At 40.9% G+C, this 12,863-nt stretch carries 22 protein-coding genes; 1 reads left to right on the plus strand and 21 read right to left on the minus strand.

The window, feature by feature from the left end; all coding sequences use genetic code 11:
- Positions 1 to 56: 56 nt before the first annotated feature.
- The 20 genes from V1502_RS11910 to V1502_RS12005 all read right to left on the minus strand — a co-directional run bounded on the left by V1502_RS11910 (position 57) and on the right by V1502_RS12005 (position 12,183).
- Complete coding sequence (locus V1502_RS11910; protein ID WP_409250866.1) at positions 57 to 272, minus strand: hypothetical protein; 216 nt, start codon at positions 270 to 272, stop codon at positions 57 to 59.
- Between the two features lie 473 nt (positions 273 to 745).
- Positions 746 to 1,642, minus strand: a complete 897-nt coding sequence (locus V1502_RS11915) for an MBL fold metallo-hydrolase (RefSeq protein WP_409250867.1) — start codon at positions 1,640 to 1,642, stop codon at positions 746 to 748.
- A gap of 5 nt (positions 1,643 to 1,647) precedes the next feature.
- The gene (locus V1502_RS11920; RefSeq protein ID WP_409250868.1) at positions 1,648 to 2,205 is read right to left on the minus strand and encodes a GNAT family N-acetyltransferase; all 558 of its coding nucleotides are present in this window, start codon (positions 2,203 to 2,205) and stop codon (positions 1,648 to 1,650) included.
- Between the two features lie 148 nt (positions 2,206 to 2,353).
- Positions 2,354 to 2,536: a hypothetical protein gene (locus tag V1502_RS11925; RefSeq protein WP_409250869.1), complete on the minus strand. Its 183-nt coding sequence runs from the start codon at positions 2,534 to 2,536 to the stop codon at positions 2,354 to 2,356.
- A gap of 110 nt (positions 2,537 to 2,646) precedes the next feature.
- Complete coding sequence (locus V1502_RS11930) at positions 2,647 to 3,051, minus strand: NUDIX hydrolase (RefSeq protein WP_409250870.1); 405 nt, start codon at positions 3,049 to 3,051, stop codon at positions 2,647 to 2,649.
- Positions 3,052 to 3,075: 24 nt separating this feature from the next.
- Positions 3,076 to 3,525 (minus strand): NUDIX hydrolase, encoded by a 450-nt coding sequence (locus V1502_RS11935; RefSeq protein WP_409250871.1) that lies wholly within the window; start codon positions 3,523 to 3,525, stop codon positions 3,076 to 3,078.
- 278 nt (positions 3,526 to 3,803) lie between these two features.
- Positions 3,804 to 4,811 carry an LCP family protein gene (locus V1502_RS11940; protein ID WP_409250872.1) on the minus strand — a complete coding sequence of 336 codons (1,008 nt, stop codon included), beginning with the start codon at positions 4,809 to 4,811 and terminating at the stop codon, positions 3,804 to 3,806.
- Positions 4,801 to 5,328 carry a sigma-70 family RNA polymerase sigma factor gene (locus tag V1502_RS11945; protein ID WP_409250873.1) on the minus strand — a complete coding sequence of 176 codons (528 nt, stop codon included), beginning with the start codon at positions 5,326 to 5,328 and terminating at the stop codon, positions 4,801 to 4,803. Before V1502_RS11945 ends, V1502_RS11940 begins: the two co-directional genes overlap by 11 nt.
- Positions 5,329 to 5,805: 477 nt before the next feature.
- Positions 5,806 to 6,657 (minus strand): STAS domain-containing protein, encoded by an 852-nt coding sequence (locus V1502_RS11950; protein ID WP_409250874.1) that lies wholly within the window; start codon positions 6,655 to 6,657, stop codon positions 5,806 to 5,808.
- 262 nt (positions 6,658 to 6,919) lie between these two features.
- Complete coding sequence (locus tag V1502_RS11955; RefSeq protein WP_409250875.1) at positions 6,920 to 7,444, minus strand: GrpB family protein; 525 nt, start codon at positions 7,442 to 7,444, stop codon at positions 6,920 to 6,922.
- A gap of 36 nt (positions 7,445 to 7,480) precedes the next feature.
- Complete coding sequence (locus tag V1502_RS11960; RefSeq protein ID WP_409250876.1) at positions 7,481 to 7,867, minus strand: VOC family protein; 387 nt, start codon at positions 7,865 to 7,867, stop codon at positions 7,481 to 7,483.
- A gap of 18 nt (positions 7,868 to 7,885) precedes the next feature.
- The gene (locus V1502_RS11965; RefSeq protein WP_409250877.1) at positions 7,886 to 8,419 is read right to left on the minus strand and encodes a 2'-5' RNA ligase family protein; all 534 of its coding nucleotides are present in this window, start codon (positions 8,417 to 8,419) and stop codon (positions 7,886 to 7,888) included.
- Positions 8,420 to 8,672: 253 nt separating this feature from the next.
- Entirely contained in the window at positions 8,673 to 9,059 is a 387-nt protein-coding gene (locus tag V1502_RS11970) for a GNAT family N-acetyltransferase (RefSeq protein ID WP_409250878.1), read from the minus strand.
- A complete protein-coding gene (locus V1502_RS11975; RefSeq protein ID WP_409250879.1) occupies positions 9,056 to 9,214 on the minus strand; it encodes a GNAT family N-acetyltransferase in 159 nt (52 codons plus the stop codon). Before V1502_RS11975 ends, V1502_RS11970 begins: the two co-directional genes overlap by 4 nt.
- A gap of 85 nt (positions 9,215 to 9,299) precedes the next feature.
- Positions 9,300 to 9,749, minus strand: coding sequence for a DJ-1/PfpI family protein (locus V1502_RS11980; RefSeq protein ID WP_409254339.1), 450 nt, complete (start codon positions 9,747 to 9,749; stop codon positions 9,300 to 9,302).
- Between the two features lie 19 nt (positions 9,750 to 9,768).
- Complete coding sequence (locus tag V1502_RS11985) at positions 9,769 to 10,314, minus strand: GNAT family N-acetyltransferase (RefSeq protein ID WP_409250880.1); 546 nt, start codon at positions 10,312 to 10,314, stop codon at positions 9,769 to 9,771.
- Positions 10,307 to 10,870 (minus strand): 2'-5' RNA ligase family protein, encoded by a 564-nt coding sequence (locus V1502_RS11990; RefSeq protein ID WP_409250881.1) that lies wholly within the window; start codon positions 10,868 to 10,870, stop codon positions 10,307 to 10,309. Before V1502_RS11990 ends, V1502_RS11985 begins: the two co-directional genes overlap by 8 nt.
- A gap of 52 nt (positions 10,871 to 10,922) precedes the next feature.
- On the minus strand, positions 10,923 to 11,390 hold the full coding sequence (locus V1502_RS11995; protein WP_409250882.1) for a GNAT family N-acetyltransferase: 468 nt from the start codon (positions 11,388 to 11,390) through the stop codon (positions 10,923 to 10,925).
- Positions 11,387 to 11,803, minus strand: coding sequence for an NUDIX hydrolase (locus tag V1502_RS12000; protein WP_409250883.1), 417 nt, complete (start codon positions 11,801 to 11,803; stop codon positions 11,387 to 11,389). The genes V1502_RS11995 and V1502_RS12000 overlap by 4 nt, the downstream gene beginning before the upstream one ends.
- Before the next feature lie 14 nt (positions 11,804 to 11,817).
- Complete coding sequence (locus V1502_RS12005) at positions 11,818 to 12,183, minus strand: cupin domain-containing protein (protein WP_409250884.1); 366 nt, start codon at positions 12,181 to 12,183, stop codon at positions 11,818 to 11,820.
- 283 nt (positions 12,184 to 12,466) lie between these two features.
- On the opposite strand from V1502_RS12005, the gene V1502_RS12010 reads away from it, so the two are divergent.
- Positions 12,467 to 12,631, plus strand: coding sequence for a PH domain-containing protein (locus V1502_RS12010; protein ID WP_409254340.1), 165 nt, complete (start codon positions 12,467 to 12,469; stop codon positions 12,629 to 12,631).
- Here V1502_RS12010 and V1502_RS12015 read toward each other — a convergent pair.
- Complete coding sequence (locus tag V1502_RS12015) at positions 12,625 to 12,843, minus strand: hypothetical protein (protein ID WP_409250885.1); 219 nt, start codon at positions 12,841 to 12,843, stop codon at positions 12,625 to 12,627. The genes V1502_RS12010 and V1502_RS12015 overlap by 7 nt on opposite strands.
- Between the last annotated feature and the right edge of the window lie 20 nt (positions 12,844 to 12,863).

Consider the following 12,863-nt stretch of genomic DNA (forward strand, 5'->3'; position numbering starts at 1 on the left):
AGCCAATAACATCGGCACTACTTCCTGCTCCAGCTGCATTGGTCTCCCCCCTAACCTTATACTTTACCTTTCTTAATCCATGTGCTCACCTGCACACTTCCGAAAACCGAAACAAATAACAACCCCAGTATGGTAATAACCCAAATGGAAAGCCGATTAATTTCAGCCAGTCCTTCAGCATTTACTCCTACAAACAAAGAGACACCTATAAGCATGATGTAAGAAAAAAGATTTAATACAACCCAGGCAATTCTCAATTTTTTATCTTTCAAATTGGATACTCCTTTGTTAGATGTTCCTCGTTGCATTACAGATTTTAATGATTTTGCGCTTATTGGTTTTATTGACTTTCCATGGGACACGCTAATCGCGGAGCCCAATGCTTTTTTGGCCTTATGAACCCTTCATGAGACACCCTAATCACAGACTTTGCGCCTTTTTGGTCTTATGCACCTTTTATGAGACACCCTAATCGCGGAGCCCTCGCTTTTTTGGTCTTATGAACCCTTCATGAGACACCCTAATCGCGGAGTCCCTGCTTTTTTGGTCTTATGAACCCTTCATGAGACACCCTAATCGCGGAGCCCTCGCTTTTTTGGTCTTATGAACCCTGCATGAGACACCCTAATCGCTGATTCCCTGCTTTTTTGGTCTTATGACCCCTTCATGAGACACCCTAATCGCGGAGCCCTCGCTTTTTTGGTCTTATGAACCCTTCATGAGACACCCTAACCTCTGAATTGAATTATCTTACTTTGAATCCCTTCCTCAACAGGTCAATATTTTTCCTGAACAGCTCTGATGAAGCCCATTCCTTATAAGGCAGGGGAATCTCCGTCTCTATGGAACTTTTAGTTTCCCCGGCCAGTTTCTTTATGTCCTCTAAATAATTTTGCAAAAGTTGAAGATGACCTTTCTCTCCCATAGTTCCATGGCCAGGAACGGCTATGGTGAAGTCGAGCGTTTTAACGTGTTCAAGGATCTTCAACCAGTTATCAACATCCGATTCTTCAAATACAGCCGGGTGAGAACCAACAAATAGTAAATCACCCATAAACACAACCTTATCTTCCGGAAGAAAAAGCAGTGAATCGCATACAGAATGAGCTCTTCGCATCGTCATTAAAACAGCTGTCTTCTCAGTTCCATGAAAGACAAATTCTTTTAGAAATGTATTGGTTGGAAGAACCAGTTTTAAATCAGGCAATGAAAGGGCAATCTGTTCTAAAAACGAGATTTGCTCTAGTGAATGTTCCTCATTTTTTCCTTTTAAAGACGTTATGTATGTATGAAGACCTTCAATATCTTCTTTCTGTTTTTGCATTCTGGACGGATGCTTCTCTGCCATCTTCTCTCTAGTTATCTTGGTGGAAATGATAGAACACTCTTCAAAAACCTGATTGCCACGTATATGATCACCATGCCAATGGCTGTTTATCAGCCAGGATACCTTTTTCCCCGTCAGTGATTCGGCCGCTGCCTTCAAGTCTTCGGCAGCCTGTTGAGTATTGAAGGAATCAAAGACGAGCAGATGATCACCGAGATCCACAAACCCTGCATTGCCAACTGCTCCTCCGCCTGGCTTGGCAATGGCCGCATAAACACCTTTTGCCAGCTCTTTCAGCGTAAAATGAATGCTCACTGACTTCATCCCCCTGCGTTTTTGTAATAAACTAGATTATCTGTCCACTCACCAAACTCGTAGATGAATCCTTTCCTTATGCATTCAAACTCCATTCCCACACTCTCTGCTAAACGTATGGAGGCCTGGTTATCCAAGTTAATATGCGCCTCGATTCGATGGTACTTCAGTTCCCTAAAGGCAATATCCAGCGCTCCAGCTACAGCTTCTTTACCATATCCCTTTCCCCAAAATTGATTATGGATTGAATAACCGATTCTTCCCCATTGGAAGTTATCCCGTGCCAACGTTGAGAAATCAACCATGCCTAAATGTGTCCCATCCTTTTTAGCAAACACACCAAACACAAAAGCGGTATCTTCCAAAGCCAGAGATTGGTGCTTTTTCACCAAGGATGCGAACCAATCTTCTGAGCACTCACTCATATCCAGTTTTCCCTGATCATGCCGATACTGCGAAGGTCGTCTTTCATTAAACCCTCTATACCAGTCCAGGTAATCCTTTTCCGCTAAAGGCCTTACTATCAATCTCTCTGTTTCTGTTTTATATGTAAAAGAATCCAACCCAACACCTCTGTTCTACTATTTATGCTATATGTATAAATGAATAGTATATCCCCCTCCTATATATGACGGTTTTACCAGCAGAATGGTTTCAGATTTTTCTAAATTCAGTAAAAAAAGACGTTTTCTCATTCAACGCCTTGAAAATCTATACACTGATTCTCTTAAAATCCGATTTTTTCACCGGTCTTTTTTTATTTTCTTCCCTTTTTGAAATTCCGCTCTTAAACTTCTTAGCATAATAAGAATAACCGGATGCAGCCTGAATGTACCCTTCGATCATCAACGCTACAGCAAATATAGCAGCAGCAAAAAACAAGATTGGCGTCAACGGAACCCAGGGAGCTCCCTGCAGATCCGTGCCACCGCATACTTCTTACTCGTATTCTACGAAAAAAGGGAACTCCCTTTAACGAAGTTCCCAAGACACAATAATTTCTTTTAGAATGCAATGAAGAATGGCTGTTCCTCAGGAGTCAATATCCTCTGTATCCGTTCTTTAAAGTTACCCCACGTCACCATCTCCATCACTTGTCTATATGTGAAAAACCCCACTTCCAGACTCTCATCGCTTGTCCTTGGTGTACCACCTGCCGCTATTCCCAGCCAGCATGTAGCACAAACACCCTCTTTCAAATTCTGGTAGACTCCACAAAACTTGGTGATTTCCATGATGATTCCCGATTCTTCCTCTACTTCACGAATGATTCCTTGGGCTATCGATTCGCCTCTTTCTATTACACCACCCGGAAATTCCCAGCCTCGTTTTGGCCCCCGGATAAGCAGAATTTTTCCCTCTTCGTTCAGAACTACAGCCCCTGCTGATAAAGATAACTTGCTCCCCATTAAGCACCTCTCCTTATGATCCAGTTAAAACTTTTCAATAAACGCCTCTATGTAACCCCTATACTCTTCAGTTAACCCTTCTGGCAGTTCCTCAAGTGAAAAGTATTGAAAATCAAACGATTCATCTTCGTCTATCACGATATTGCCATCTGCGCCCCTGGTATAATAAACAGCCGTTACCGAGTAGAGTTCATCTCCATTGGAGGGTACTTTAAAGTAATAGTCAGGACCTGAGAAAATACCAACGAGTTCCAGTTCACCAATCGTCAGTCCCGTTTCTTCCTTCACCTCACGACGGGCGGTATCTTCCAGGCTTTCCCCCAACTCCATCAACCCACCAGGCAGGCCCCATCCTCCGTCAGTACGATGTTGTAACAATACTTCAGTTTTATGATTAAAAATTAGGACAACTGCCCCCGGCAAAATCAACGGACGTGTCCCTACAAGCTTTCTTAAGTCTTTTACGTAATCCAAAGTCATCCACCTTTATTTTTATTCCTTAAGGAAGTTTTTACTTATACTTTTATACTGGACAGACAATACAGCGACCCCATTACAATGAATGTTTCAATTCTTGTGTCTATCCGGCTTTCCCTTTCATAACACTTCATTTTCTTATTTTAAGAGTATAGGAGAGACTCATACTTGTACTAATTCCAGCAACATCCACAAAAAGTTGTTACAAGTCCTAGCTTTACTGAGAGAAATACCCCAGGATGGTCAGCCTGAGGTGTTTTTTGGAAATAACTACTTCACTCAAAAGTGGTTATTTCCTTTTTAATTCGCATTACCGCATCCTTTTTAAACTGAAGATAATAGATGTCACCAATCCATTCGACCTTCAATTCTTCAGTTAGAGAGATTGTCTCCATGGTATTTAATTTAGTCGCAGCCAGCTCTCCTAGAACTTTCTCCAGATCTGCATTGGTTTCTGCACTGCCGAATAAAGCATGAATGCTGTTGGTCCTTAGTTGTTTTAACAAGTTCTTTAAGACAGCTTCTGACAATTCCATTTTGTCTTGTTCATCCCAACCGTCCTCATCCTTATCCCAAGGTACATCGGCAGTCAGAAGATCCACAGCTTTTTTCCCTTCTATTAAGTTCAGGCCTTTTTCCAGTTCAATCTGAACTCCTTCAGGAGAAGTCCATGATATCTTCCCATTCGATCGGTATTCTGTTCCTTCTAAAGATTTCAGCATATATTCAAAGTCATCAAGTTTAACAGCTGCGTAATAGTCGATCGGCATTCCCAGTATTTGGGATACGGATTCCTGCACTGATTGTGCCCCCTCACCATAGGCATAGACGTGGGACAATTTATCCTTATCTTCTGTGGCTGTCCCTGAATTCTCAGCAGTAACATAAATATCTGGTGGTAAGTAAAGCAGATTGATACTTCCCTTATTCTCGTTGTAAGAGATGAGTAAGTGAAAATCCGTTCTATGTTCTTCATTGGTTACTAAGAATAGCAGAGTTGTATCTTCATTCTGTTCCAAGGCTGTCTGTTTATCCGCCTGATCAGCATTCTGATTGTTCGTGCTGCTAATAAAAGAATAAGCCAGGATTACTGAAAGTGACAAGAGTACGGCCATCGCTATTATAGGAGCTGCACGATAACGAATAGCTTGGAAGATATTTGTCTTTTTCCGAGTGTTTTCTTCCTCTATCTTTCGAAATACCTTTTCCCTGTCCTCTTTCGTAAAGGTGAGGTCGGTTTGATGAAATTCATTTAATGATTTTTCTAAATCTTTATCTTTCATATACACCGGCCTCCTCCAATTTAGTCTTCAATCTTTGCTTAGCTCTTCTTAGGCGAGTCTTGACTGTGTTCACACCAAGATCGGTTACTTCTGCGACTTCTTCAATATTCAAAGAATCAAAATAATAAAGATGAATTACCTCTCTGTATTTCTTGGGCAGTGACAGCACGATATTTTTGATCTGCTGATTCTTGGCTTCCTTCAGCACTGTCGTTTCAGCTGAAGGGAGCAGTGACTTCGTATTTTCCTGTATGTAATCCATCACTTGAACTTTTTTATGGTTCCAACTCTTTAGATGGTCCTTGCATTCATTGATGGTAATCCGGTACAGCCATGTTTTGACTTTGGCATCCCCCCTGAATTGATCAAGCTTTTTATAACATTTAACAAAAGAATTCTGGGTAATATCTTTTGCAATGTCTGCATCTTTTACATAGGAGTAGGCAAGCCTGACCAACTCATCTCCATATACTGTCATGATTTCTTCCAATAACTCATTCCGTTTGCTTTCCTCCATGCTGCAGCTCCCTTTTCCCCTCACCCGTCTATGGATTTATTATTTGACGATTTACCTGGTACAAAAAGTTTCACTTTCAAAGTAATCCTTTACTTTTATCTAAATGTTTCATTTTCCCTTTATGAAATAATGCTTTTTTCAGATAAAACAGTATGAGCTTTCATGATTTCCTCTGCTGACCAGACAGAAGCCGCTTCATTAAAGAATGGTGTTTTCGTATAAATTGGTAATGTCGGAAAAATCCCAAGTGCCGCATTTTCACCCTGTGTACACGTTTTTTTTTGAACAGGGAGAGTAGCTCTTTTCTTTCTTGCTTAGCAGGATTTCTCGTGAAGGCTTACTATAATTTTTAAAATTCATATTATAAAACAACAATATTAAAAAAAGAGCCTTGGTGAATGACCTACTAACGCATAAAGGAGAGCCGATTATGAAAATCAGCTCTCCTTTTAGAGTCCTTAACCAGAACCCCAATATTTAAGTGACCTGTACACCCTTACCAAGCACTAGATGTTCTTTTAGTGTCTGCTGCAAGGTTGCTTTTGTTTCTACATGACGATCGAAACCCACGCCTGCATTGATCATTTTTCTGACTAATTCCATCCTTAACCCTGTAAGGACAGCCTTGCACCCCATCATTTGAATACCATTTAAGATTTTTTCAAACTGGACAATGACTTCTAATTCCATTTCAGCAACACCAGACAAATCAATGATCAGGGTATGTATTCTCATATTATTGATGCCCATCAATACTTTTTCTTCTAATGTGTTGATACGATCCGTGTCCATCATGCCAATCAGAGGCAGCACCGCGATTGAACTATTAATCGGAATAATGGGAACCGATAAGTTTTCCACAAGTTTGCGCTGAGACATCAGCTGCTGATCTTTATAATCAGAATAACTGATAAAAAAAGTATTCAGGAACTGATCAACGCGGTCATTGATTCTTTTCTCCAGATCAAAGAACTTCTTACGTGAGAAAGTATGGTCCTCATTCAGTTTGTCATACTGGTAGAGGAAATACCATAACGTACGCCTGATTGCTTGAACCCACTCCAATTTGAATGCCAGGGTTAGAGAATGCTCGGCCCAGGCAACCCCTTCTATTCTCGCAAAGTCTACCAACTCTTCTTCTCTGCCTTCTACGATATAGAGGGCAAGCTTTTCTGCATTTTTTAATAGGTCAATATTTCCTTTTTCTAAGATATCATTTATTTTGTTCCTTACATTCACAGCTTCAGATAGCAGCTTTTCCTTGAAGTTCTCTCGGTTAGCCTCAATGAAATCGGCAATCTCTTCTTTATTGGTAAATTCAATACTCATAAAGAACACGCTCCTTTAGGCAATCCAGATATATCCTTTATTCGTTACCTAGAATAAAATTCCTCCTGAAAATTTCACTTAGATTTATTCTTTTAGGAATATTTTGTTCTTTAATGCGGTTTTTGGAGGGATATGTGGGATTAGAAGACGATGGTTTTGGTAGCGGACGGTGATCTCCCGCCGGTAGGAAGGGGCCGTTTGTAGTGGTACCGCGCCCCCAACCAATGTTGCGTCCTATGTAAAGTATCAAGGTAGCTACAACTCAGACGTGTTTTAATATGTTATCAACAAACTGCTTTTTCTTTGAAGTGTAGGCAGCTTCATCATCAGGGTGTTCCTCGGCCAGACGGATTTTCAATGCTTCATACTCTTTAGCTGCTGATGGGTGGCTGTTCAAATAGTCCCGGAAAGTGATGTGCTCTTTCCACCATTTTCCTTCATATTCCACTACATGAAGAATATGCGTTTTTGTAAGGCTTTCTAAGTCTATGAATTTTGCAAATACCTGCTTTCCTTCAATGTTCACTCTGGGCAAGTGGTAGTATCCTTCTTGCTTTAACCGGGCTGTGTCAAACTGTTCGATATCCTTTATTGAGTTGACGCCTATAAGAAGGTCAAGGATCGGTTTAGCCTTCATTCCACTAATGGCTGTACTGCCAAAATGCTGAATATCGACTACACTATCTCCGAGGATGATTTCTAATAAGTGTTTTTCCGTTTTATAGAGCTTTCCCCAGTCGTTAGAGTGCTCAAGCAAAAATACTTCACCTTTTTTTACACCAAGCATCTAATCCTCCTTAACTTATAACTCTTTTTTGCAGCCTTATTCTGGAGCGACTAACTCGACCTTGATTCGGTCAGGGTCTTCAAAGAAAAGTGCATAGTACGTTTCCCCGCCGGCAAATGGATGCTTTCCTGGATAAAGGATGTCCATCCCTCTTTCTTTTATTTTCATGGTCATTTCATCCACCTGTTCTCGAGATTGTGCGTGGAAGGCCAGGTGATTCAGCCCTACCCTGCACCGGTGATAAGGTATATCAAGGAATCGTTCTTCCGCCTGAACAAAGACAATATACGTCTCGTTCATCTTCCAGCTTTGACCGTTTTCCCATATTTGATAAGATTGATAACCCAGTTCTTCCAAGAACCAACCCCAAAATTCACTGGATTTTTTTATATCTGACACATATAGTTCAACATGATGAAGCATAACGTTCTCTCCTTTTCCTCACTTTAACTGTACCCGATGGATAACAGGTGCCGTATTGCCATTTAATTTAACTAGAGCTATACCGGTAATCTTTCCTGAAATGGTTTCAAATCTTCCCAAGCAGTAAGCATAAGCCTCACTTAATTTTTCTAGTGACAGCCTGTTGGCCAAGGTACAATGCGGAATCCATTTATCCGGGGAGTATAAAGAAGAGGAAAATGCATCCCATTCAGTAAATGAGTGATGGTGACTCGAGTGCAAGTCATTCAACCCTTTTGTAAAAACCGGGGATAGATAAAGAGCTCCCGATTTAAAAAATGAACCCAATGCATTGAAATGGATCTCCACACTCTTTTCCGCGCTGTATACCTCTTCCATCCTTTTTATGAAAGAATCTTCCTCGAGATACTCATAACTTGCCAGGGTAATATGGGGAATCCTATTGATGACCTCCTGGGCATAAAAGGATATCGAATGCTCTTTCAATTCCTGCCATACTTCACAGATGGCCTTGTCGGTTTCATCATCAAAGACCGCTATCACGCCATACATGCCTCTCCCTCCTCCTTTATGTGCAGCACATGACTGCTTCTTTCAGATCACTTTCCTTGATGAGGAGATTACCGCCTTCGTTGAAAATGAATTCTATTTCGGCCTCTCCCAGTCTTTTTTAAGCTGATTCTGCTAGCCCTGAGAAGCTTCCCACCATACGATATAACGTTCATTTTGAGGATCATCTGTTTGAAATCCTGATAAAAAAGAAGGAATACCGGTATAAGAGCTTCTGTAGTAACTACAACATCTATTAGTCCCTTACCCATTCATTTTCTAATATGGAATACAAGTGGGAGTCTCTCCATCCATCTTTCATCTTTAAGTGATGTCTCATAGTTCCCTCTTTTTTCAGTCCTAATTTTTCCAACACCCTGATCGAACCAGCGTTTTCAGGATTGCATGTTGCGTAAATCCTGTGAAGGTTCAATTCTTGAAATCCAAATCCAACGACCAATTTTGCGGCCTCTACTGCAAAGCCGTTCCCCCAGCATTTCGGGTTCAATACGTAGCCAATTTCACCCGCCTGGTTATGAAAGTCTCTTATATTTAATTCAACGGCACCTAATATGTAGTCTTCTTTCATGTTGAGAATAACAAACAGGAATCGAGTTCGAGGCGTTCTTTTCCTATCAGTCAATGCTTTTTGACAAAATCCTTTGTCTCATTTTCTGTGTTTGGACCCCAATTCTGATACTGGCTTGTTTGTTCTTGTAAGGCATAGTCATGGATATCTTCCCAATCCTGTTCCTCTATTTCCTTCAAGAAGAGTCTCTCTCCATACATCGTCAGCATCTGTACCACTCTCCTTGAAACGACAGACCCAGGGCATCCCCAAAAGCAGTACCGAATTCAATGAATCCTCTTCCTCGTGCGGTTATTATCTTTCCGTCCTGGACAACCATCTGATCTGTATAGTTTTACCTTTTTCAAAAAGGCCTGATGCATCACGAGCTTCTTCCGTTAGACCGACTGTATACCTTAAACCTTTTAGAAGACCGGCCTTTGCCAACAAATAAGGGGAGCTCGAGATGGCGGCGATAACTGAAACCTTGTCTCCGGCAGCTTTCAGGAATGTGCATAGACCTTCTTCCTCATCTAGAGACATAATATCCATACAGCCCGGGAGCAAAATACTATCAATATCATTTAGATCAATCTCCTGGATTATCACATCGGGCAAACAGGTTAAGCCGGATTCACCTCTAACCGGTTCGTCTTTCGTCCAGCAAGTGACAACAGGCTTGTCTCCCTGCATCAACACCGATAGAGCAACACTTAACTCGTATTCACTGAACTGAGGATATAACAGTACAGCCGTTTTCTTCATTTCTGCCACCCTCATTCTCCTATTTTTTTAACCATTCCTTCTGAAGCATTCCAAAAACGATCCGGTCATGATACTCCCCATTCAGATGCTCATAGTCCCTGATAATCCCTTCTTGCTTAAAGCCAAGCCTTTTTGCAACAGCCTTGCATTGAATATTTCCGCTTGCCATATTGATTTCTACTTTGTTTAATTTCCATTCTTCAAAAGCATGTCTGATGAAACATTCGCAGGACTTCGTCACGAGACCCCTGCCTTCAAACTTACTTCCAAGCCAATAACCAATTTCCGTTTTCTGATGAACAGAATCCACATATAAAAACCCAATTGCACCGGCAAGCTCGCTGCCAGACCAGATTCCTGCCCAAAAGCCATTATTCTTGCCGAATCTGATCAAAGACTTTTCAATGAACAGCTTCGAATCTTCAACTGAGTTCGTTTTTCCCGGGAATGAAAGCCACTTTCCAAGCCTATTTCGATTGGCGTCGACCAGGTAAAAAAGGTGAACAGCATGCCTAGGCTGTAAAAGCGATATGGAAGTATCCTCATCTACTTCTAATCTAAACATTTTTCTCTACTTCCTTTAGAGGCACTGAAAAAATAATTGGGGCTTCCAGTTGATCGTCTTGGCTGTCTTCCATTTCAATCAGTGCAATTTCTGTGATTTTTCCATTAATAGAGTCATTTCTTTTCAAACAAAATTGAAAGGCCTTGGCGAGTTCTTCTTCAGACAACTTGTTGGCCAATGTGCAGTGGGGGATCCACTTCCCCGGCTGGTATAATGCATTTGTCGTCTCGTTATAGTTAAAATTTTTGTGGTGTGCTGCATGAAGGTCCATAAGTTCCTTCGTCATAGTGGGAGAAAAGAAAAGCGTCCCATAATTCAGAAAGGAACCAAGGGTATTGAAACAAATTTCCATCTCCTGTTGGTTCTCATATAACTTTTTCATTTCATCTATGTATCTCTCTTTATCCAATTCGCTATAGCTGGCCAATGTGATATGCGGTCTGGGATTCTTTATCTCCTCTTCATAATAAGAGAGTGATTCTTGAGCTAATTCTTTCCATATTTGTTTGATCAACTTCTCTGTTTTCTCATCAAATAGCGCTGCTACCCAGTACATTCCATTTCTCCTTCTTGTCCATTTTATCGAGCTGTTCCTTGCACAGATTGCCTTAATCCTGAAATAAATCTTTCTCAAACATCAACATATCCAATGCCCTGATTCCATTTTCATAAATGGGTTCAGGATATTTTAAAAAGAAACCCCTTTTTATATCATACATTCTAAAACCAGCTTTCTGATAAAATGCAATGTTGTCGATGCTTGAGTTTGCCGTACCAACGATTACCTTTTTCACCCCTTTCCTTCTATAATAGGAAAGCGCTTCATATATGGATGCCTTGCCCAGTCCTCTTCCTCGGCAGTCAGATGAAAGGGCTATATTCTTAAGTTCGAGAATCCCCTCTTTCACAGGGGTAAATAAAAGAACTCCAGCCAAATGATCATTGAACTTTATCGAAAACATATCTCCTTCATTAATATATTGGTTGACAGCCTCTGCACTTTCATCAGCAATCAACAGCAGCTGAAGATAATCTCTTCTATTCTCCAAACCTACAGGCGATAAGAGAAGACTCATAGCTTCCCCTCTTTCTCGAACACATGCAGAAAGCTTTTCATATCCGTAGCGGCGTCATGAATTCTCTTTTTGTTCCAAGGGTGCATTTCATCGGGGAGGCTGTCCGCCGCAAAAAATCTTCTTTGCTGAATTTCTTCATTCGGCATGAAGGATCCCTCCTTGAGAATGTCTGCCCTGAACAGAAGTACAAGGTCACCTTTTTCAGGAGAAGAGTAGACACCGACGAAGTTGACAACCTCTACCTCGCATCCGGTTTCCTCCAAGACTTCTCTTTTTACCCCTTCAATGGGTGATTCGTTTTCTTCCAGATGTCCGCCTGGCAATGTCCAATTGCCGGATCCATAATTCAACTTCACACATAACACTTCATTATCCTGGTTGCGCACCACTGCAAAGACGCCTACAGAAGGCATGCTCATCCCTCCCCCTAAATCCAGATATCATTCTCAGCAGTCAGCTCACCTTCTGCCTCCCCAGTGTTCACCACCCCTTTTGGTTCAACAAGCATGATATGACACTCGTCTTGTGCATATGGTTTGTGTTCGATTCCTTTAGGAACAACAAACATCTCTCCCTGAGTCAACTTGACCTCGCCATCCCGGAATTCTATGGACATTTCCCCTTCGATGACGATAAACACCTCATCCGTATCTTTATGGGCATGCCATACAAAGTCACCTTGCACCTTCACAAGCTTGAATTGATAGTCATTCATTTCAGCAACGACTTTTGGCGACCAATGTTCTGTAAACTTACTAAGTTTTTCTTTTATATTGATTGGCTGGTCATTCATAGATCACTACACTCCTAATTCCACATTTATCACTCATTCTTCAGTTTGTGATCTTCTATTGGAGCTTTTGAAGCTATCCAGGAACACTTTCGGCTTTGAAACTGCTCCTTTTTTGACGTTAGAGTCCTGCTAGAGGCACTTTTCACATTGAATCCTCTTCATTTTTGTCTCTAGAACCCTTCTAGAGGCACTTTACAAGTTGAATCTATCCCTTTTTGTTCTCTAAAGCCTTTCTAGAACCGTTCATGTGAAGAATACCAAATGAAGAAATCAAGACAATCAAATCAGAAAAGTAAAAAGCCCAATCACTTCGCCTTCTCTTTCTATTAACAGGCTTGAAATACACTACCAAAAGTATGAAGTGATTCACACTTCACCTAAAGAAGATGAGGTCTTTATTAACTGCTTAATTAAAATGAATCCTAAAGTTAGAATAGAAAATCAGTAATCTTTCTCTTTCAATTGCCGTTCAAGTTCTTTTTCAATTTCTTCGTCAGAGGGCGGAGAAAGAGGCTTTTCCATCTGATCTTTTATCATCCGCCTGATTATTTGTCCTGTTTCTGAATTATCTATCCCTCTTCTCACTCCCGCTTCAATAATGGAGTAGAGAATATACAAGAACAAAATAAATAATAAACCACCAAAAATAAATAATTCCATAGGCACCCTCCAGATTCCTC

The organism is Rossellomorea sedimentorum, assembly GCF_046237645.1.
In the GTDB taxonomy this organism is placed as follows: domain Bacteria; phylum Bacillota; class Bacilli; order Bacillales; family Bacillaceae_B; genus Rossellomorea; species Rossellomorea sedimentorum.

What these genes read in the sequence shown, in the direction of transcription:
- V1502_RS12015 (WP_409250885.1), bottom strand. Translation starts at nt 12,843, where the DNA reads ATGGAATTATTTATTTTTGGTGGTTTATTATTTATTTTGTTCTTGTAT.
- V1502_RS12005 (WP_409250884.1), bottom strand. Translation starts at nt 12,183, where the DNA reads ATGAATGACCAGCCAATCAATATAAAAGAAAAACTTAGTAAGTTTACA.
- V1502_RS11945 (WP_409250873.1), bottom strand. Translation starts at nt 5,328, where the DNA reads ATGGAGGAAAGCAAACGGAATGAGTTATTGGAAGAAATCATGACAGTA.
- V1502_RS12000 (WP_409250883.1), bottom strand. Translation starts at nt 11,803, where the DNA reads ATGCCTTCTGTAGGCGTCTTTGCAGTGGTGCGCAACCAGGATAATGAA.
- V1502_RS11960 (WP_409250876.1), bottom strand. Translation starts at nt 7,867, where the DNA reads ATGCTTCATCATGTTGAACTATATGTGTCAGATATAAAAAAATCCAGT.
- V1502_RS11940 (WP_409250872.1), bottom strand. Translation starts at nt 4,811, where the DNA reads ATGAAAGATAAAGATTTAGAAAAATCATTAAATGAATTTCATCAAACC.
- V1502_RS11985 (WP_409250880.1), bottom strand. Translation starts at nt 10,314, where the DNA reads ATGTTTAGATTAGAAGTAGATGAGGATACTTCCATATCGCTTTTACAG.
- V1502_RS11980 (WP_409254339.1), bottom strand. Translation starts at nt 9,749, where the DNA reads ATGAAGAAAACGGCTGTACTGTTATATCCTCAGTTCAGTGAATACGAG.
- V1502_RS11995 (WP_409250882.1), bottom strand. Translation starts at nt 11,390, where the DNA reads ATGAGTCTTCTCTTATCGCCTGTAGGTTTGGAGAATAGAAGAGATTAT.
- V1502_RS11975 (WP_409250879.1), bottom strand. Translation starts at nt 9,214, where the DNA reads ATGCTGACGATGTATGGAGAGAGACTCTTCTTGAAGGAAATAGAGGAA.
- V1502_RS11990 (WP_409250881.1), bottom strand. Translation starts at nt 10,870, where the DNA reads ATGTACTGGGTAGCAGCGCTATTTGATGAGAAAACAGAGAAGTTGATC.
- V1502_RS11950 (WP_409250874.1), bottom strand. Translation starts at nt 6,657, where the DNA reads ATGAGTATTGAATTTACCAATAAAGAAGAGATTGCCGATTTCATTGAG.
- V1502_RS11930 (WP_409250870.1), bottom strand. Translation starts at nt 3,051, where the DNA reads ATGGGGAGCAAGTTATCTTTATCAGCAGGGGCTGTAGTTCTGAACGAA.
- V1502_RS11955 (WP_409250875.1), bottom strand. Translation starts at nt 7,444, where the DNA reads ATGCTTGGTGTAAAAAAAGGTGAAGTATTTTTGCTTGAGCACTCTAAC.
- V1502_RS11965 (WP_409250877.1), bottom strand. Translation starts at nt 8,419, where the DNA reads ATGTATGGCGTGATAGCGGTCTTTGATGATGAAACCGACAAGGCCATC.